Below are 17,662 nucleotides of genomic sequence, written 5' to 3'. Positions count from 1 at the left end.
GACAAGGAGACCGATCGAGCGGGAGGAGTCGGATGACGACGTCGGTGCCCGAGTCGCGACAGCAGCAGGACCGCCTGCTGTTCCGTTTCATGCTGCTCTCGCTGGCCGCCGCGGTGGTCACCATCGTCCTCAAGGCGAGCGCCGCGTGGTCGACCGGCTCGGTCGGCTTCCTCTCCGATGCCCTCGAATCGGGTGTCAACCTCGTCGCCGCGGTGGTGGCGCTGATCGCGCTGCGGGTGGCGGCCCGCCCCCCGGACGCGAGCCACCACTTCGGCCACGGCAAGGCCGAGTACGTCTCCGCCCTGGTCGAGGGCGCGATGATCTTCGTCGCCGCCACCGCCATCATCTGGACCGCGATCGAACGCCTGATCAGCCCGGTTCCGCTCGTCCAGCCCGGGCTCGGACTGGCACTGTCGACCGTCGCCTCGGTGATCAACCTCGGCGTCGGCCTCACCCTGCTGCGCGTGGGACGCACGCACCGCTCGATCACACTCGTCGCGGACGGCAAGCATCTGCTGACCGACGTGTGGACCTCCGCCGGGGTGATCGTCGGCATCGCGCTGGTCGCCGTCACCGGCTGGGAGCCCCTGGACCCGATCGTGGCGCTCGCCGTGGGCGTCAACATCCTGTGGACCGGGTACCGGCTGCTGCGCGGCTCGGTCAGCGGCCTCCTCAGCGCCGCCCTCCCCCAGCACGAGCAGGACCAGGTCAATGCCGTGCTGGACCGGTTCCGCGCCGAGTGCCCGGTCGAGTTCGCGCCGCTGCGTACCGTCGAATCCGGGCGGCAACGTCAGGTGTTCGTCGTCGTGACCGTGCCCGGGGACTGGACCGTGCGGACCGCTCACGACATGGCCGACCGCATCGAGGCGGCGATCGACGCGGTGCTGCCGCACACCGAGACCTTCATCCACGTGGAACCGGCAACCGCCGGCCCGGGCAGTGCCTGACCCAGGGTAGGAGGTGCAGCGACCGCTGCCGTCGTCTTACGCTCCCGCATTCTCCGTGCTCGCGGGACACCCCGCGAGCCCATCCGAGCCGGAGTTCCGAATTCCACTGCCGTCCGGAATGTCTCGTCACAACCCAGAAGTGACGCAGGTCAGTACCGTGCCGGCGCCGCGGCGACACCGGGAGTGCACCGCGGCACCGGTGGCAGCGAGGAACGGTCGACGGTGTGCCGTCCGCCGGCGGCAGTGTCCGACGTAGGGCTCAGCGAAGCTCCTGGATCCGCACCAGATTGCCCGCCGGGTCGCGGAAGGCACAGTCGCGGATGCCGTACGGCTGCTCGGTCGGCTCCTGGACGACCTCGGTGTCGCCGGCCTGCACCTTCTCGAACGTGGCGTCGAGATCCCGGGTGGCCAGCAGGATCCAGCCGTAGGTGCCCTTGGCCATCATCTCGGCGATGGTGCGGCGCTCGTCGTCGGTGATGCCCGGGTCGACGGCCGGCGGCGCCAGGAGGATGGACGTGTCGGGCTGACCGGCGGGGCCCACCGTGATCCAGCGCATCTTGCCCTGCCCGACGTCATTGCGGACCTCGAAGCCGAGGACGTCGCGATAGAAGGCGAGGGAGGCGTCCGGGTCGTCGTGCGGCAGGAAGCTCGTGTGAATGGTGATGTCCATGACGAGCAGGTTAGGAGCGTCTCCGTGTCCCGCGCTTCTCGATTCCTGATCGATCCGCCGAGCGCGAGTCCGTTCCTCGCCGTCGCGCGGCCGATACCGCTTCGTCGACGAACTCGCCGTCCACGCGTGGCACGCCGGAAGCGCTGGGCAACTCCGTTGCCACGTGGCACGATCGCGTACGTGACCGGGGGACCTGCTGACGCGCAGCGCCTGCGCGATCTCGCGCGGCTGCGCCGCGTCCGCGACCGCATCGACCGGGAGTACGCCCAGCCGCTGGACGTCGAGGCGCTCGCCCGCGGGGTGCACATGTCGGCGGGGCATCTCAGCCGGCAATTCCGGGCGGCGTACGGGGAGTCGCCGTACGCGTACCTGATGACGCGGCGCATCGAACGCGCGATGGCACTGCTGCGTCGCGGCGATCTGAGTGTCACCGAGGTGTGCTTCGCGGTGGGCTGCTCGTCGCTGGGCACCTTCAGCACCCGCTTCACCGAGCTGGTCGGTGTGCCACCCAGCATCTACCGGCGTCAGGCGGCGCACGCGGCGGCGGGGATGCCGTCGTGTGTCGCGAAGACGGTGACCAGACCGATCAGGAATCGAGAAGCGGGAGCCGCGGAGCCGCAACTAGCCTGACCGCCATGACGTCACCGTTGACCCGAGCTTTCCCCTCCCGGCAGATGGAGACCCGATGAGCATGGCCACGAAGACGGACACGCGGTCGCACGCGCCGCACGTTGCCGACAGCCACGACCTGATTCGCGTCCACGGTGCGCGGGTGAACAACCTCCACGACGTCAGCGTCGAGATCCCGAAGCGCCGGTTGACGGTGTTCACCGGCGTCTCCGGCTCGGGCAAGAGCTCGCTGGTGTTCGGCACGATCGCCGCGGAGTCGCAACGGCTGATCAACGAGACCTACAGCGCCTTCGTGCAGGGCTTCATGCCGACCCTGGCGCGTCCCGACGTCGACCTGCTCGAAGGACTGACGACGGCGATCATCGTCGACCAGGAGCGGATGGGTTCCAATCCCCGCTCCACCGTCGGCACCGCCACCGACGCGCACGCGATGCTGCGCATCCTCTTCAGCCGGTTGGGGCAACCGCACGTCGGTTCCCCCAACGCGTACTCGTTCAACGTCCCCTCGGTGAAAGCCAGCGGTGCGATCACGGTCGAGCGCGGCGCCGGCAAGACGAAGACCGAGAAGGCGACCTTCCACCGGCTCGGCGGCATGTGCCCGCGCTGCGAGGGGATGGGCTCGGTCACCGACTTCGACCTGTCCGCGTTGTACGACGAGAACCTCTCGCTCGACGAGGGTGCACTCACGATTCCCGGGTACAGCATGGACGGCTGGTACGGCCGGATCTACCGGGGCTGCGGATTCTTCGACCCGGGCAAGCCGATCCGCAAGTACACCAAGCGGGAACTGCACGACCTGCTCCACAGGGAACCGACCAAGATCAAGGTCGACGGGATCAACCTGACGTACGAGGGGCTGATCCCGAAGATCCAGAAGTCGATGCTGTCCAAGGACGTCGATGCCCTCCAGCCGCACATCCGGGCGTTCGTGGAACGGGCCGTGACCTTCTCCACCTGCCCCGCCTGCGGCGGTACCCGGCTCGCCGAGGAGGCCCTGTCCTCGAAGATCGACGGCAGGAACATCGCCGATGTCTGCGCCATGCAGATCAGTGACCTGGCCGACTGGGTCCGCAGCCTGGACGAACCGTCGGTGGCTCCGCTGCTGACCGGGCTGCAGCACCTTCTCGACGCGTTCGCGGAGATCGGGTTGGGCTACCTCTCCCTCGACCGGCCGGCGGGCACGTTGTCCGGCGGAGAAGCCCAGCGCACCAAGATGATCCGACATCTCGGTTCCTCCCTCACCGACGTCACGTACGTCTTCGACGAGCCCACCATCGGACTGCACCCGCACGACATCGCCCGGATGAACGACCTGTTGCTGCAGCTGCGCGACAAGGGCAACACCGTGCTCGTCGTCGAGCACAAGCCGGAGGCGATCGCGATCGCCGACCACGTCGTCGACCTCGGACCGGGCGCCGGCACCGACGGTGGCGAGGTGGTGTTCGAGGGCACCGTCGAGGGACTGCGCACCAGTGGCACGCTCACCGGGCGGCACCTGGACGACCGCGCATCGGTGAAGCCCGCTGTGCGGACCCCGTCGGGTGTGCTCGAGGTGCGCGGCGCCGACACGCACAACCTGCAGAACGTCGACGTGGACATCCCCCTCGGCGTGCTGGTCGTCCTCACCGGCGTGGCGGGCTCCGGGAAGAGCTCGCTGATCGACGGGTCGGTGGCCGGGCGCGAGGGCGTGGTCACGGTCGACCAAGGGGCCATCAGGGGTTCGCGGCGGAGCAATCCGGCGACGTACACCGGGCTGCTCGATCCGATCCGGAAGGCGTTCGCGAAGGCCAACGGCGTGAAGCCGGCGTTGTTCAGCGCCAACTCCGAGGGCGCGTGCCCGACGTGCAACGGCGCCGGGGTCATCTACACCGACCTGGGAGTGATGGCCACCGTCGAATCCACCTGCGAGGAATGCGAGGGAAAGCGGTTCCAGGCCGCGGTGCTGGAGTTCACGTTCGGCGGGCGCAGCATCGCGGACGTGCTCGCGATGCCGGTGGCCGAGGCCGAGGGGTTCTTCGGCGCGGGCGAGACACGGATCCCGGCGGCGCACAAGATCCTGCAGCGACTCGCCGACGTGGGGCTCGGCTACCTCAGCCTCGGCCAGCCGCTGAGCACGCTGTCCGGCGGTGAACGCCAGCGGCTCAAGCTGGCGACCCGGATGGCCGAGAAGGGCGGCGTCTACGTCCTCGACGAACCGACGACCGGTCTGCACCTCGCCGACGTCGAGCAGCTGCTCGGGCTGCTCGACGGATTGGTCGACGCCGGCAAGTCCGTCATCGTCATCGAGCACCACCAGGCGGTCATGGCGCACGCCGACTGGATCATCGACCTCGGTCCCGGCGCCGGCCACGACGGTGGCCGGATCGTCTTCGAGGGCACCCCCGCCGACCTCGTCGCCGCGCGGTCCACCCTCACCGGCGAGCACCTCGCGGCCTACGTCGGCGCCTGACCGTGTCCGTCGCGCGTGCGCCCCGCCGGCACGACGGTCAGTTGGGACGGACGGTGAGGATCTGGGACACGGTGCCCACGGGACCGCGGGTGTCGTGGAGGACGCTGCTCGTCAGGCCGAGACCGTCGGGACCGAACGAGACGGTGGTGTCGAAGCCGAGCCAGTCACCGCGGGGTTCGGTGAACAGGTGGGCGGTGAGGTCGACGTTGGGGAAGGCGACGTCTTCCGGGGACACCCGCACGGTCATGCCGTTGGCGATGTCGAACAGACCGGCGGCACCGGCCGGCGCGCTGACCTTCTCGTCGAGCACCAGGGGGAGCGGCGTGCGCACCCAGTACGCCGCCCGGCCCGGCTCGAGCTGGGCGCGACGGACCTCGGTGGAGGCGATGAACCCGCCCGGCCACACCGTCGAGGCGTCCCACGGCTCCATGGCCTCGGGCGGGTCGATCCGCGGCAGCGACGTCGCCTCCAGCGCGGGGGTGGGACGAGGTTGCATCAGCCAGGCCCGCAGCCGGACCGCGGCGCGACCGTCGTGCGTGAGGACGGCCTCGACGAGCTCGATGGTGCGCCCGGGACGCAGGACCGTCACGGTGGTCTCGACCGTGTCGACCGGGACGGTGCCGAGGATGTCGTAGGACAGGCGGGCGACGACCAGTCCGTCGTCGCGGCGGGCATCCCGGTCGCATTCGACGGCGTGGACCAGCAGCCCCAGCGCGGGCGCGATGTGCTGCTCCTGCGGGTTCCAGGCGCCGCCGACGTGGTGGGTCGGCCGGAACGCGGCCGGACCGATCCGTTCGAAGTAGGCCATCTGCTGCTCCAGAGGTCGGGGACTCGTCCAGGCATGATCCCAGGCGGGCACGCTCCTCCGCGGACCGGACGGTGCCGAGCAGGACGGTGCCTGATAGGACGGTGCCTGATAGGACGACGGCAGCCCGCCCCCTGGTCGACCAGGGGGCGGGCTGCCGTGAATTGCGGAGGTACCGCGGTCAGGCGGGGACGTGGGCCTCGGCCCAGGCGTTGTACCCGCCGAGCAGGTCCGACACGTTCTCGAAGCCCTGCGCCCGCAGCAGCGACGCGGCCACACTCGACCGCCACCCGCCGGCACAGTGCACCACGATCGGCTTGCCGGTGGGCACCTGCTCGAGCCGCGCCCGCAGCTGCGCCAACGGAATCGGCACCGCCCCCGGAATCGTCCCGAACTCCCGCTCCCCCGGATTGCGGATGTCGACCAACGCCACCGCCTCCGCGGCGAGCATCTCGTCGAGCTCGGCGACCGTGGTGCGCGGCGCGCTCTGCACCAGCTCCGCCAGCTCCGCCGGGAACACCCCGTCGTGATCGACCGTCAGGTACCCCAGCGCGTTGTCCGACCCGATCCGGGCCAGCCGCACCGCCGCGTCCTGCTCCTCCCCCGGATAGGTGATCAACACGATCGGCTCCCCCACCTCGGCGACCATGCCGCCGGTCTCGGCGAACCGCCCGTCGAACCCGACGTTGACCGACCCGCGCAGATGCCCCGCCGCGAACTCGTCCACGCTGCGCGCATCGAGCACCCGGGTCCCGGCGGCCAGCTCCGCGCGCACCCGCTCCGGGCTCAGCGCCGGGATGGCCCGGCCCTGATCGAGCAGCGGATGCAGGCTCTTGTTCAACCCGGCATCGACCGAGAAGTACGACGGCGCCGCGGGCTGGCCCTCGGTGACCAGCGCGACGAACGCCTCCTCGCTCATCGGCTGCACCGACGGGTTGCTCACCCGCTGCTCCCCGATCGTCGAGGTCAGCTCCGCCGACAGGTTCTTCCCGCACGACGAGCCGGCGCCGTGCGCGGGCATCACGGTGACCTGATCGGGCAGGGTCAGCAGCTTCTCGTGCACCGTGTGGTACATCGCCCGGGCCAGGTCCTCGGTCGACGAATCCCCCAGGTTCACCAGATCCGGCCGGCCCACGTCCCCGATGAACAGCGAATCCCCGGTCAGCACCGCCGTCGGCGTCGCGCCCGGATGCTCGCGCACCAGCACCGAGATCGACTCCCAGGTGTGCCCCGGGGTGGACAGGATCTCGAGGTCCACCTCCCCGAGCGAGAGGTGCTCGCCGTCGCGCAGCCGGCGGATCGGGTAGTCCGCCTCGGCGGCCTCGCCGAACCCGATCCACGCCCCGGTCGCCTCGAGCAGCTCGAGGTGCCCGGAGACGAAGTCGGCGTGGAAATGGGTGTTGATCACACCCTCGATGCTCAGCCCGTGCCTGCGCGCGTCGTCGAGGTACTCGGTGACGTCCCGGCGCGGATCGACCACGATCGCCCGGCCGGTGCCCTCGTCACCGATCAGGTACGACGCGTGCGACAGGCACTCGATGTAGTACTGCTCGAGAATCATCGTGGTTCCTCCGTATGAGTCGATTTCGTCCTCGATGTGGACAACCCTGCCACATACCCCCTAGGGTATGTCAAGTACCCCATGGGGTATCCAAGCGAACCCCGCTCCCCCCGACCGGAAGCACAACCATGAACACTCCTGCCGCCCCCGTCGCCCGGACCGCCGTCACCCCCGAAGCCGATACCCAGGTGCTGCATCGGCTGCGCCGCGCCCAGGGGCAGCTCGCGGGCGTCATCGCCATGCTCGAGTCCGGCCGCGAGTGCCGGGACGTGGTGACCCAGCTCGCCGCCGTCTCCCGGGCGCTCGACCGCGCCGGCTTCAAGATCGTTGCCGCACAGCTTCGTCGGTGCATGCTCGACGAGGAGGACGACACGTGCCCCGACCGGCTCACCGAGGAACAGCTCGAGCGCCTCTTCCTCGCACTGGCCTGAGGGCTACCGCCCGGTGACTCTGAGGGCTACCCGCCCGGTGACCCTGAGGGCTACCGCCCAGTGACCCTGAGGGCTACCGCCCAGTGACCCTGAGGGCTACCGCCCAGTGACCCTGAGGGCTACCGCCCAGCGACTCTGAGGGCTACCCGCCCAGCGACTCTGAGGGCTACCCGCCCAGCGACTCTGAGAGCTCCCCCCGGTGACGATGCTCGCGACGCGATCAGCGCCGCCGGGCCCCGACCACCGTGTCGTGCACGGTGACGACGCGTCCGTCCGGGTCGGTGACCTCCCGCGCGACGGCGGCATCGGTGACGACGTCCCAGCCGTCGGGATCGAGCAGCGCCACGACGTCCGCCCCCGTGAAGAACAACTCGGGTCGCGGCGGACGCGGCACGGTGGTCTGCAAATCGGAGGGGTGATGCCCGACGATCAGGAGGGTGCCGCCGGGGGCGACCGCCTCCCCCAGCCGCCGGAAGAGGACGTCACGTTCCGGCGAGGGCAGGTGCATGTACTGCGCGGAGACCAGGTCGTATCGCCCTCGGCCCGGGTCCCAGGCGGTCAGGTTCTCGTGCAGCCACGAGATGCGGCCGGCGACCTCGGCGCCGGCCCGGTCCGCGTGCTCGGCGGCGCGTTGCAGGGCGACGCCGGAGACGTCCACACCGTCGACTCGCCAGCCGCGCTGCGCGAGCCAGATGGCGTCCGCGCCTTCGCCGCACCCGACGTCGAGGGCGAATCCGGACGAGAGGTCGGCCACCTCCCCCACGAGGTGACGATTGGGCTCACCGCTCCACAGCGCGGGACGGGAACGGTAGCGCTCGTCCCAGAGTTCTTCGTCCTGTAGATGTTCGGGCACTACGACTCCTTCGATCGTCGGGAGGGGTCTGCGGCCGGCCGGCCGCGGACCGTATCGGCGAGTCGGGACCACACCGTCCGCGGCCGAGGCCCGATCAGCTCGCCCACCCGGCCGGGGAGATGCCGCTCGATCGCCGATTCAACTTCTCGCACAGAGGGATTGACGAGCGCGACCGGTCCGACGAAGACCGTCGGCACGATCTCGTCGCCGCCGGTCACTGCCCGGATCCGCGCGGCGGCGGCCCGGTCCTGCCAGATGTCGGTCTCGACGACCTCGATGCCGCGCCTGTGCAGGCCCCGGCGCAGGCGCGAGCAGAACGGACACCCGGGCCGCCACAACACCTCGACTCCGTCGACGAAGTCGGGCAATGTCATCCGGTTTCTCCTTCCGCCTACGTCTCGTCCATATACCCAGAGGGGTATACGACCTCACTGTACCGGCCCGCCCGGCGCTGCGCCGCGCGGCCGGCGCCGTTCCCCGGCACGGTGACCTTCGACCCTTTCCGGCGACGCCCGAGGGGTGGACCGTGGAACCACAGCCGCGAGGCGATGCGGAAGGAGAAGCCGTGGCCACGTGGGTCGTTCTGACCGGTGTGCTCCTGGTGGTGGCGCTGTTCGTCCTGTCGCAGGCAGTGCACGTGGTGACCCAGTACGAGAAGGGCGTGCTGTTCCGGTTCGGCCGGCTCATCGGCGTCAGGGAACCCGGACTGCATCTGATCATCCCTCTCGTCGACCGGTTGACGAAGGTGTCCCTGCGGATCGTGACGATGCCGATCCAGTCCCAAGGCATCATCACCCGCGACAACGTCAGTGTCGACATCTCTGCTGTGGCGTACTTTCGCGTCATCGACGCCGTGAAATCCGTCGTCGCGATCGAGAACGTGGCGGCGGCTATCGATCAGATCGCCCAGACCACGCTGCGCAGGGTCGTCGGCCGGCACACGCTCGACGAGGCACTGTCCGAAACGAATGTGATCAACGCGAACATCCGTGAGTTCCTCGACGTGTCCACTCTGGAATGGGGTGTCGAGGTGACGCTGGTGGAACTGAAGGACATCCAGTTGCCCGACAGTATGAAGCGGGCCATGGCGCGGCAGGCCGAGGCGGAACGGGAGAAGCGGGCCAAGATCATCGCCGCCGAGGGTGAGTCGATCGCCGCGACCGCCCTAGGGCAGGCGTCCGACACGATGATGGCCCACCCGCTCGCCCTGCAGTTGCGCAACCTGCAGACCTTGGTGGAACTGGGGGTGGAGAAGAACACCACCGTGGTGTTCCCGGCCCCGATGATGAGCGCCATCGCCGAACTGAAGGCATTCCTCGAACGCGAAACCACCGCTGTCACGGACACGGCCGCGCCGGGAGGCCTCGCGGGCCGCACACGACAGACGGAATCGCCGGGACCCGAGTTCACCGGAAACGGAACCCCGGCACCCACGGTATCGGCACACGAGAGGCACGAGGGGTTGGCGCCATGACGGAACTCGACGGCGGATCGGTCATTGTCACGGGCGGCAGTCGCGGCATCGGCGCCGCCGTCGCCACGATCCTCGCCCGCGAAGGCGCCGGCGTCGTCGTCGCCGACGTGCTCGACGACGAAGGCACCCGCCACGCCGCGACACTCGGCGACGGCTCGAAATTCGTGCACCTCGACGTGACCGACGAAGCGCAATGGTCGGAGGCGGTCGCCGTGGCCGAATCCATCGGCCCGCTGCGGGCGCTGATCAACAACGCCGGCATCCTGTCCGTCGGCACCATCGAGGACCAGACCCGAGCGGAGTTCGAACACGTGCTGCAGGTCAACCTCGTCGGAGCCTGGCTGGGAATGCACGTCGCCGGCCCGGCCCTGCGTCGCGGGCGCGCAGTCGTCGTCAACGTCTCCTCCACGGCGGGACTCATCGGCTACGCCGGCCTCGGCGCGTACGTGGCCGGCAAATGGGCCCTGCGCGGCCTGACGAAGACCGCCGCGCTCGAGTTCGCCCCCGACGGGGTCCGGGTGTGCTCGGTGCACCCCGGACCCATCGACACCCCCATGACGGCGGGGATGGACCGCGGCATCGCCGCCACTCAGCCGATCCCCCGTTTCGGCAGTCCCGAGGAGGTGGCCCGGATGGTGCGGTTCGTCGTCACCGAGGCCACCTACTCGACCGGCTCCGAATTCCTCGTCGACGGCGGCGCCACCACCGGCACGGTGCTGAACCTCGGGACGACGGATGTCCCTGCAGCGCAGTAGCTCGGGAAACGAGTGCACCGGCGTCGGTGGGGTGATTCAATGGCCGGGTGTGCAGATGGATGGCCTACTCGGGCGAGCCGATCCTCGTGGAGGACCTGCTGTTCAAGCCCGAGCATTCACTCATCGACCAGAGCCTGCACTCCCATCTCGGAGCCACCACGACCAACGGTGACGGATTCGGAATCGGCTGGTACGGAATAGGTTCCGAACCGGCCCTGTTCAAGAGCATCGATCCGGCGTGGAACAACCACAACCTGCGGGAGATCGCCGGGCAGATCCGCACCCCACTGCTGTTCGCACACGTGCGCGCCTCGACCGGCACGCAGGTGCAGCGCAGCAACTGCCACCCGTTCCGGCACGGGAGTGGCTGTGGATGCACAACGGCGAGATCCTCGGTTTCCGGGAGATCAAACGAGAACTGATGATGGCCGTGGATCCGTCGCTGTATCCGGACGTCGCGGGCACCACGGACTCCGAGGTGCTGTTCTTCCTCGCCCTCACGTTCGGTCTCCGGGACGACCCGTTCACCGCGGTCGGCCGGGCAGTCGGGATGGTCGAGAAGGTCGCCCGCGACCGCGGGATCGACGACCCCGTCCAGATGACCGTGGCCACCACGGCCGGCGACACGATCTGGGTGTTCCGCTACTCCACAGAGGGCCGGACCCGGTCTCTGTTCTACTCCACCGAGGTCGCCAAGCTCCGCGAGCTGCACCCCGAGGTGGAGATGTTCCATCGCCTGGGCATCGACACCCGGTTCGTCGTGTCCGAACCGCTCCGCGATCTGCCGGGCGCCTGGAACGAGATGCCCGAGTCCTCGGCCGCCGTGGTCGGCCCCGCCGGCAACGACATCCGGCCGTTCCGGCCGCTCGAGCCGGTGTAGCCGAGAGGGGGACCTTGTGCCCTGTAGCCGCGCGAGGGCAGCATGCGAAGGTCGAACCTGCGTGAACCAGCCCTGTGTGAACCCAGCAATGCCGGAGGACGGCCCCGAGAGGTCCATGCCATGAGTCTCGAGAGTTCACAGAAGGGGCCGGCGACGGCCTCGGGTTCCGCGCTGGTGCTCGCGGTACTGGCCTCGAGTCAGTTCCTGATGACCCTCGACAGCTCCGTGATGAACGTGTCGATGGCGACCGTGGCCGCGGACGTGAACACCACCATCACCGGCATCCAGACCGCCATCACCCTCTACACGCTGGTGATGGCCACCCTGATGATCACCGGCGGCAAGGTCGGCACCATTCTCGGCCGGCGCCGTGCGTTCGGGCTCGGCCTGATCATCTACGGTGCCGGCTCGTTCGTCACCGGCATCGCCCCGAATCTCACCGTCCTGCTCATCGGCTGGTCCCTGCTCGAGGGCATCGGCGCCGCCCTGATCATGCCCGCGATCGTCTCCCTGGTCGCGGCGAACTTCCCCGCCGAACGCCGACCCGCCGCCTACGGACTGGTGGCCGCCGCAGGTGCCGCGGCAGTCGCGGTGGGGCCGCTGCTCGGCGGGGCGGTGACCACGTTCGCGTCCTGGCGCTACGTCTTCTTCGGCGAGGTCGTCCTCGTCGTCCTGATCCTGCTCACGCTGCGCCGCGTGGAAGACATTCCAGCGCAGCGGATCCGGCTCGACCTCGTCGGCTCGCTCCTGTCGGTCGTCGGCCTGGGAATGTTCGTCTACGGCGTGCTGCGCTCGAGCGAATGGGGCTGGATCCAGACCAAACCCGGCGGACCGGCAATCCTGGGACTGTCCCCCGTCATCTGGTTGCTCCTCGGCGGCCTGCTCGTGCTCTACCTGTTCCTGCGCCGGGAGACGTACCTGGCGAAGACGGGCGGCGAACCGCTGGTCGACCCCGCGCTGCTGAGGAACAGCCAGCTCTCCGGCGGGCTGGGCATGTTCTTCGCCCAATTCCTCATCCAGGCCGGGGTGTTCTTCTCCGTCCCCCTGTTCCTGTCGGTGGTCCTCGAACTCAGTGCGCTCGAGACGGGTGTGCGGATCCTCCCCCTGTCGATCGCTCTGGTCCTGGCGGCCGTCGGCATCCCCAAGCTGCGACCCCAGGCGAATCCCCGGCTCGTCGTCCGGGTCGGCCTCGGCATCATGGCCGCCGGCATCCTCCTCCTCGTGGGCGGAATGGACCCCGGCGCCAACGCGGCGGTCGTGTCGATCCCGATGCTGCTGATGGGTCTCGGCCTGGGTGCGCTGGCCTCCCAGCTCGGTGCGGTCACGGTGTCCGCGGTGCCGGACTCGCAGAGCGCCGAGGTCGGCGGTCTGCAGAACACGGCGACCAATCTCGGCGCGTCCCTGGGAACCGCCCTGATCGGGTCGATCCTCATCGCCACCCTGACCACCTCCGTCATCGCCGGCATCGAGAACAACCCGGCAGTACCGGAATCGGTGCAGCAGCAGGCCACCACGGACATGGCTGCCGGGGTGCCGTTCCTGTCCGACACCCAGCTCGAGGATGCCCTGGCCGACGCCGGGGTGGACGAGACCACCGCGGATGCGATCGTCGAGGTCAACTCGGACGCGCGCCTCGAGGCGCTCCAGGTGGCCTTCGGCGTCACGGCGTTGCTCGCCGTCGCCGCCCTGTTCGGCACCGGATCGCTGCCGCGCGTGCCGGTGGGCACCCGGCCCGGGGAAGGTCAGCGCAGGCCCGACGAGACCGACGACGAGCGCTGAGGCCGGAAGGCCAGGTCCCGGAGCCGCACCCAGTCCCAGGTCGGTGCCGAGACCAGGGCTCCCGGACGGTGCCGGGGCACCCGCACGCGGAGCGCCTGCGGCTCGACGGTGCATCGCACGGGCGTGGGCAGCATCAACGCTTCCCCGTCCACCCCGACCGGTATCTCCGGGGCGTCCGCATCGACGACCACCTCGGTGGCCGCGCGCTGCACCAGACCCCGGCTGCGCGTGCGGCGCAGCAGGTCGACCGCCTGCCCGGCGCCGGCCACCGAGATCGCCACCACTCCGAGCACGCCGCGGTCCAGACGGGGCCGGCGTCCCAGCCCCGCGAGGTCGTCGGTCGCGTACGGGTCGTTGCTCACCAGGACGGCCTGCGCGCCCTCCACCGTCGTGTCACCGTCGATGCGGGCCCGCAGCCGGGTCGCGCTGTCGCGGGCGAGCAGGTCGGGCATCATCCGCAGCGCCGTCCCGGTCTTGTCGTCCCGGTATTCCGGGCTCTGCACCACGTCGGCGTAGACGCCGAACGAGGCGTTGTTGACGAACACCCGTCCGCCGATCCTGCCGAGATCGACGCGCAGTTCCACCCCGTCCCGCAGCGCGTCCAGGCCCGCGGCCGGGTCCTCCCGGTCCAGGCCCAGATCCAGCGCGAAGTGGTTCCGCGTGCCGGCGCTGATCACCAGGAACGGCAGTCCGTGCTCGGCCGCGATCGCCGCCACCAGGGCCTGGGTGCCGTCGCCTCCGGCGACACCGAGCAGGTCGGCGCCCCGCTCCACCGCCTGCCGGGCCAGGGCCTCGACGTCGACGGGACCCGGCCCGGCGAGCAGTGCCACCTCGGCGCCGAGTTCTTCGGCCTTGCGTTGCAGATCGAACTTCACGACCTTGCCGCCCCCCGAACGGGGGTTCATCACCAGGAACGGGCGGTGGACCGGCGGGGCGGGGTACTCGGGCATCCCCTGTTCCGAGCCCCGTCGCAGGGCCGCCCGCGCGCACAGCAGCGCGAGCAGCACCAGCGCGACCGACACCAGCGCGACCCACAGCACGCCCTCCCGCACGAACAGCACGGGCAGGGCGAGAGGTGCGACCACAGCCAGGCCCAGTGACAGCGCACGCGCCAGCCCCCGGGTCGCGAGGAACCAGTACAGGGCCGCGACCGTCACCGCTGCCACCGCCACGCTCGCCACCAGGAGTGCAACAGCGCCGCGCAGGCCCGCGACGACCACCGGCACGACGGCAGCGCAGAGGACGGCGACGAATGCCGCCCGCGCCCACCATCGGCGCGAAGCCGGTACCTGGTCGCCGGGAGCGGCGTCCACCGGGTTCACGACCCGGTCTTCGAGCCCGGCAGCTTCTCCGTCGGCTGCTCGCCCGCCGGCTGTTCGCCCGTCGGAGATGCGCCCGTCGGAGATGCGCCCGTCGGAGGTGCCGACGTCACGTCCCCCGCCGGCTCTTCCCAGGCCCGGGCCGGCCGGATCAGCACCTCGAGCGCGAGCAACGCCAGCAGGGCACCGAGAACGATCCACACGACCACGAGACCGGTCGGGTACCGCCAGAACATCAGCATCAGCGCGGCGACGCCGATGATCGCCAGCCGCAACGCGGTCCGCGCCCGGTAGGCCCCGGCTTCCACCTGGTTCGGTGGCCGCGGCTTACGGGACCGCTGCACCGCGTCCATGCCTCGCCCGAATCCGCGACGGACGGCTGCCGCGGAGGCCGATCCCCCGGTCAGGTACGCCCCGACCGCGATCACCAGGCCGAGGACCGCCACCGCCCGCAGCGCGGTCCGCAGCGGCACCAGCACCGTGTCGGCGATCGCCGAGGCGGCGTCCGGGGACAGCACGTCCGGAGGAATGTCGCCGAGGTAGAGGGACCGGGCGACGATCAGCGCGATCGCGAGGATCAGCATCCCCACGAGCAGTGCCGTCCCGACGAACGCCAGGGCACGACGGCGACGGCCGGGCGGAGCAACGGCCACCGCGGCCACCGCGGCGGCGATCGTGAGCCACGGCAGCACATCCGACGCCGTGTTCAGGGCGCTGACCGCCCGTTGCGCCTTGATCAGTTCCGGCGACTGGAACAGCACGAACTGCTTGTCGATGTCCGGGATCTTCTCGGCGAAGGAGAATCCCCGGTCCAACAGACGAGCCTTGACGTTGTCGATGATCGTGCCGAGGGAGATGCTGACCGTGCCGCTCTCGTCCACCGTCACCGAGGACGGCCCGCCCTCACCGGTGACGACTGCCACCAGACCGGTGTGCGCGGCTCGGTTGGCCTGGATCCACAGATCCTCGAACTGGTCGGTCTGCACCAGCGACAGCACCGTCTCGTACACGAAGTTGCGTGCCTGCCCGGCGATCACCGGCGCGAGGCCCTCCACCGCCCGGTCCACGCGCGGCGCGTCCGCGGTCGCCGGAACGGCATCGGTCAGGGCGGTCAGCGCGTCGGACGTGAGGCCTTCGACATCGACCCGCGCGAAGATCTCGTCGGTGACCGTGCCCGCGATCTCGGTCTGCACCGCGGGATCGGAACCGAGCGGGGCCACCGTGGTGACGTACCGATCCGTGTCGAGGATTTCGCTGCGGACGAACCGCGCCGTCACCGACGTGATCGCCAGCAGAGCGACCAGCACGGTCAGGATCGCCACCGCAGTCCAGCGCAACGCGTGCCGCGGCGGACGCGACACGGGCGGGGGCGACGGCGGGGGCGCCTCGGGCGCGGCCTCCGTCCGCGCCCGCAGCGCGGCCACCTCGGCCCGCAACCGCTCGAGCTCGGCCCGTTCGGCGGTGTCGAGCGGAGCGGTGCCCGTGCCGCTGCGCGTAGGCTCGCTGTCCATCGTCATCTCATTCCACTCGGTGTGACACGGCGGCGGACGAAGCGCTCCAGGGGGATCGAAACCTCTGCACCCTTTGATATTCCGCCGATCGGTGGACGGCCCGGGGTCGATCACCTCGGTCCGGCCTTCACGCGAACCTAGTAGTCCAGCCGTGGATTCCAGGTCGATACCGCCCAGATGACCACCACGTCGAGAGCGATGATCAGAATCGACCACCACGGGTAGTACGGCAACCACATGAAGTTGAGCAGGATCGACAGGGCCGCGACGACGATCGCCGCGACCCGGCCCCAGGTGGCCCCGGTGAGGAGGGCAGCACCTACCACGATGAGGACGGCACCGGTGACGATGTGGATCCAACCCCATGTGGTGAGATCGAACTCGAAGGTGTATTTCTGTCCCACCACGAACAGTTCGCCCTCCGCGACCGCCGCGACGCCCTGCAGCAGTTGCAGAATTCCCACGGTGGCGAGAACGACGGCGGCACCGACCGAAGTGCCCGTCGCGATCTTCTGTCCGACGCTCCTTTCGGCGGTACTGCCCCGGCTCACGCTGCCGTGGCTCGCACTGCCCTGCCCGACACGCACATCCTCGGACACGACCCGTCCCCTTTCCTGAGATCCGGCTCGGTGATCTGCGGTGAAACGACCCGTCGTATCGCCTCCGTTCCTCAGCCGGCGGGTGAGCTTCGGAGCCGGGACCCGACTCGGGTCTGCGCCCAGGACTCGGGCCTCAGATCGTCGACCTGCACACGGGGACCGTAGAACTCGTGAACCAGGCCGAGGACGCGGGCGAGCACCTCCGCGTCCGTGAGATCGTCACGGAGCACCAGATGCAGTTGAGCCGGACTGTCGCCGAAATCCTTCGGCATCATCAGCCGGCACACCCAGTCGCTCATCCGGGCCTCCCGACGCAAGATCTTACCCGGCAAGAAGATCGAGAATGCCGCTTCGCGCCGACCGGCATCCCGACGGTCAACCCATCGACCATCCCGGGCTCCTTCCGACGTCGTTCCACTCCCGATCCAGGGCCGAGATCCTCCGCTTCGCACCGGCCCGGTGCACTCCGTAGAGGAGCAGCAGCGCGACACCGGAGCCCATCCCCCACACCGTGAGCGCGGCAACGACACCGGCTACGACGCCGTCCGAGCCTGTTCTGGGCGCGGCGACGGGATCACCGTTCGAGTCGATCCAGATGTCGATCGTCTCGCCGGGTTTCGCACCGAAGGGCACCTCCACCCTGCCCGTGCGTGTTTCACCGGTCTCGGTCGTCCACCGCGCCGTCGCTCGGTCCGGGTCGCCCGGACCCCGTGTCGCGGTGTCTGTCAGGGCGTCGGCTCGCGCAGGTGCCGGTTCCTCGAGAAGGACCGCCGCCACCTGGTGCCGTTGCTGATGCTCCTGCATCGCCAGTTGGCCGATCCGGGCGTAGGTCGCCGTCCCGTAGGCGGCGGCGAACGGAATCAGGACGAGCACGAACAGTGCCACGGCCAGGACGAGGGCGGATTCCACTCGCTCGGATCGTCGCATCAGGGGATTGCCGCTCCACGGAGCGCGGCGCCACAACCGGAGGGCCAGGGGCTGCTCTGCGTTCATCTCGAT

General features: G+C 69.9%; 17 protein-coding genes and 1 pseudogene. 8 read left to right on the top strand and 10 right to left on the bottom strand.

Features of this window, described 5'->3' with window-relative positions; genetic code table 11:
• The first annotated feature begins 32 nt into the window (after positions 1-32).
• A complete protein-coding gene (locus tag LZP97_RS22150; RefSeq protein WP_017681144.1) occupies positions 33-947 on the top strand; it encodes a cation diffusion facilitator family transporter in 915 nt (304 codons plus the stop codon).
• A 259-nt stretch (positions 948-1,206) separates the two neighbouring features.
• Here LZP97_RS22150 and LZP97_RS22145 read toward each other — a convergent pair whose 3' ends face one another.
• Complete coding sequence (locus LZP97_RS22145; protein WP_017681143.1) at positions 1,207-1,617, bottom strand: VOC family protein; 411 nt, start codon at positions 1,615-1,617, stop codon at positions 1,207-1,209.
• Between the two features lie 180 nt (positions 1,618-1,797).
• Between LZP97_RS22145 and LZP97_RS22140 the strand changes: the two genes are divergently transcribed.
• Together LZP97_RS22140 and LZP97_RS22135 are read left to right on the top strand one after the other, a co-directional pair.
• The gene (locus LZP97_RS22140; RefSeq protein ID WP_017681142.1) at positions 1,798-2,247 is read left to right on the top strand and encodes a helix-turn-helix transcriptional regulator; all 450 of its coding nucleotides are present in this window, start codon (positions 1,798-1,800) and stop codon (positions 2,245-2,247) included.
• Between the two features lie 55 nt (positions 2,248-2,302).
• A complete protein-coding gene (locus LZP97_RS22135) occupies positions 2,303-4,696 on the top strand; it encodes an ATP-binding cassette domain-containing protein (protein ID WP_372462635.1) in 2,394 nt (797 codons plus the stop codon).
• 37 nt (positions 4,697-4,733) lie between these two features.
• On the opposite strand, the gene LZP97_RS22130 is transcribed toward LZP97_RS22135, so the two are convergent.
• Complete coding sequence (locus LZP97_RS22130) at positions 4,734-5,504, bottom strand: thioesterase family protein (RefSeq protein ID WP_040271449.1); 771 nt, start codon at positions 5,502-5,504, stop codon at positions 4,734-4,736.
• Between the two features lie 178 nt (positions 5,505-5,682).
• The gene (locus tag LZP97_RS22125; RefSeq protein ID WP_040269667.1) at positions 5,683-7,062 is read right to left on the bottom strand and encodes an MBL fold metallo-hydrolase; all 1,380 of its coding nucleotides are present in this window, start codon (positions 7,060-7,062) and stop codon (positions 5,683-5,685) included.
• A 128-nt stretch (positions 7,063-7,190) separates the two neighbouring features.
• Here LZP97_RS22125 and LZP97_RS22120 point away from each other — a divergent pair, with 128 nt between their 5' ends.
• Positions 7,191-7,493 (top strand): metal-sensitive transcriptional regulator, encoded by a 303-nt coding sequence (locus tag LZP97_RS22120; RefSeq protein WP_003939454.1) that lies wholly within the window; start codon positions 7,191-7,193, stop codon positions 7,491-7,493.
• Positions 7,494-7,713: 220 nt separating this feature from the next.
• On the opposite strand, the gene LZP97_RS22115 is transcribed toward LZP97_RS22120, so the two are convergent.
• Positions 7,714-8,346, bottom strand: coding sequence for a class I SAM-dependent methyltransferase (locus LZP97_RS22115; protein WP_048773837.1), 633 nt, complete (start codon positions 8,344-8,346; stop codon positions 7,714-7,716).
• A complete protein-coding gene (locus tag LZP97_RS22110) occupies positions 8,346-8,720 on the bottom strand; it encodes a glutaredoxin domain-containing protein (protein WP_040271446.1) in 375 nt (124 codons plus the stop codon). Before LZP97_RS22110 ends, LZP97_RS22115 begins: the two co-directional genes overlap by 1 nt.
• A gap of 191 nt (positions 8,721-8,911) precedes the next feature.
• On the opposite strand from LZP97_RS22110, the gene LZP97_RS22105 reads away from it, so the two are divergent.
• From LZP97_RS22105 to LZP97_RS22090, 4 genes and pseudogenes are all read left to right on the top strand, one after another.
• Positions 8,912-9,820 (top strand): slipin family protein, encoded by a 909-nt coding sequence (locus LZP97_RS22105; RefSeq protein WP_017681534.1) that lies wholly within the window; start codon positions 8,912-8,914, stop codon positions 9,818-9,820.
• Positions 9,817-10,575 (top strand): SDR family oxidoreductase, encoded by a 759-nt coding sequence (locus LZP97_RS22100; protein WP_017681535.1) that lies wholly within the window; start codon positions 9,817-9,819, stop codon positions 10,573-10,575. Before LZP97_RS22105 ends, LZP97_RS22100 begins: the two co-directional genes overlap by 4 nt.
• Positions 10,576-10,634: 59 nt before the next feature.
• Positions 10,635-11,455, top strand: a pseudogene (locus LZP97_RS22095) (class II glutamine amidotransferase).
• A 120-nt stretch (positions 11,456-11,575) separates the two neighbouring features.
• The gene (locus LZP97_RS22090) at positions 11,576-13,234 is read left to right on the top strand and encodes an MFS transporter (RefSeq protein WP_040271445.1); all 1,659 of its coding nucleotides are present in this window, start codon (positions 11,576-11,578) and stop codon (positions 13,232-13,234) included.
• Here the strand turns inward: LZP97_RS22090 and LZP97_RS22085 are convergent.
• The 5 genes from LZP97_RS22085 to LZP97_RS22065 form a co-directional block, all read right to left on the bottom strand.
• Positions 13,198-14,556: a diacylglycerol/lipid kinase family protein gene (locus LZP97_RS22085; protein ID WP_040271444.1), complete on the bottom strand. Its 1,359-nt coding sequence runs from the start codon at positions 14,554-14,556 to the stop codon at positions 13,198-13,200. The genes LZP97_RS22090 and LZP97_RS22085 overlap by 37 nt on opposite strands.
• Positions 14,553-16,070 (bottom strand): hypothetical protein, encoded by a 1,518-nt coding sequence (locus LZP97_RS22080; protein ID WP_010596011.1) that lies wholly within the window; start codon positions 16,068-16,070, stop codon positions 14,553-14,555. The genes LZP97_RS22085 and LZP97_RS22080 overlap by 4 nt, the downstream gene beginning before the upstream one ends.
• A 131-nt stretch (positions 16,071-16,201) precedes the next feature.
• Positions 16,202-16,663, bottom strand: a complete 462-nt coding sequence (locus tag LZP97_RS22075; protein ID WP_010596010.1) for a DUF7144 family membrane protein — start codon at positions 16,661-16,663, stop codon at positions 16,202-16,204.
• Positions 16,664-16,734: 71 nt separating this feature from the next.
• Complete coding sequence (locus LZP97_RS22070; RefSeq protein WP_010596009.1) at positions 16,735-16,962, bottom strand: hypothetical protein; 228 nt, start codon at positions 16,960-16,962, stop codon at positions 16,735-16,737.
• 76 nt (positions 16,963-17,038) lie between these two features.
• Positions 17,039-17,656: an Rv1733c family protein gene (locus LZP97_RS22065; protein ID WP_010596008.1), complete on the bottom strand. Its 618-nt coding sequence runs from the start codon at positions 17,654-17,656 to the stop codon at positions 17,039-17,041.
• Positions 17,657-17,662 lie beyond the last annotated feature (6 nt).

This window comes from Rhodococcus sp. DMF-1, from assembly GCF_021441945.1.
In the GTDB taxonomy this organism is placed as follows: domain Bacteria; phylum Actinomycetota; class Actinomycetes; order Mycobacteriales; family Mycobacteriaceae; genus Rhodococcus; species Rhodococcus ruber.
Note: the sequence above shows the minus strand (reverse complement) of the source record. Positions and strands in the feature narration are given on the sequence as shown.

Coding starts and splice junctions, on each gene's coding strand:
- LZP97_RS22150 (WP_017681144.1), top strand. CDS start 33: ATGACGACGTCGGTGCCCGAGTCGCGACAGCAGCAGGACCGCCTGCTG.
- LZP97_RS22145 (WP_017681143.1), bottom strand. CDS start 1,617: ATGGACATCACCATTCACACGAGCTTCCTGCCGCACGACGACCCGGAC.
- LZP97_RS22135 (WP_372462635.1), top strand. CDS start 2,303: ATGAGCATGGCCACGAAGACGGACACGCGGTCGCACGCGCCGCACGTT.
- LZP97_RS22130 (WP_040271449.1), bottom strand. CDS start 5,504: ATGGCCTACTTCGAACGGATCGGTCCGGCCGCGTTCCGGCCGACCCAC.
- LZP97_RS22125 (WP_040269667.1), bottom strand. CDS start 7,062: ATGATTCTCGAGCAGTACTACATCGAGTGCCTGTCGCACGCGTCGTAC.
- LZP97_RS22120 (WP_003939454.1), top strand. CDS start 7,191: ATGAACACTCCTGCCGCCCCCGTCGCCCGGACCGCCGTCACCCCCGAA.
- LZP97_RS22110 (WP_040271446.1), bottom strand. CDS start 8,720: ATGACATTGCCCGACTTCGTCGACGGAGTCGAGGTGTTGTGGCGGCCC.
- LZP97_RS22100 (WP_017681535.1), top strand. CDS start 9,817: ATGACGGAACTCGACGGCGGATCGGTCATTGTCACGGGCGGCAGTCGC.
- LZP97_RS22090 (WP_040271445.1), top strand. CDS start 11,576: ATGAGTCTCGAGAGTTCACAGAAGGGGCCGGCGACGGCCTCGGGTTCC.
- LZP97_RS22080 (WP_010596011.1), bottom strand. CDS start 16,070: ATGACGATGGACAGCGAGCCTACGCGCAGCGGCACGGGCACCGCTCCG.
- LZP97_RS22070 (WP_010596009.1), bottom strand. CDS start 16,962: ATGAGCGACTGGGTGTGCCGGCTGATGATGCCGAAGGATTTCGGCGAC.
- LZP97_RS22065 (WP_010596008.1), bottom strand. CDS start 17,656: ATGAACGCAGAGCAGCCCCTGGCCCTCCGGTTGTGGCGCCGCGCTCCG.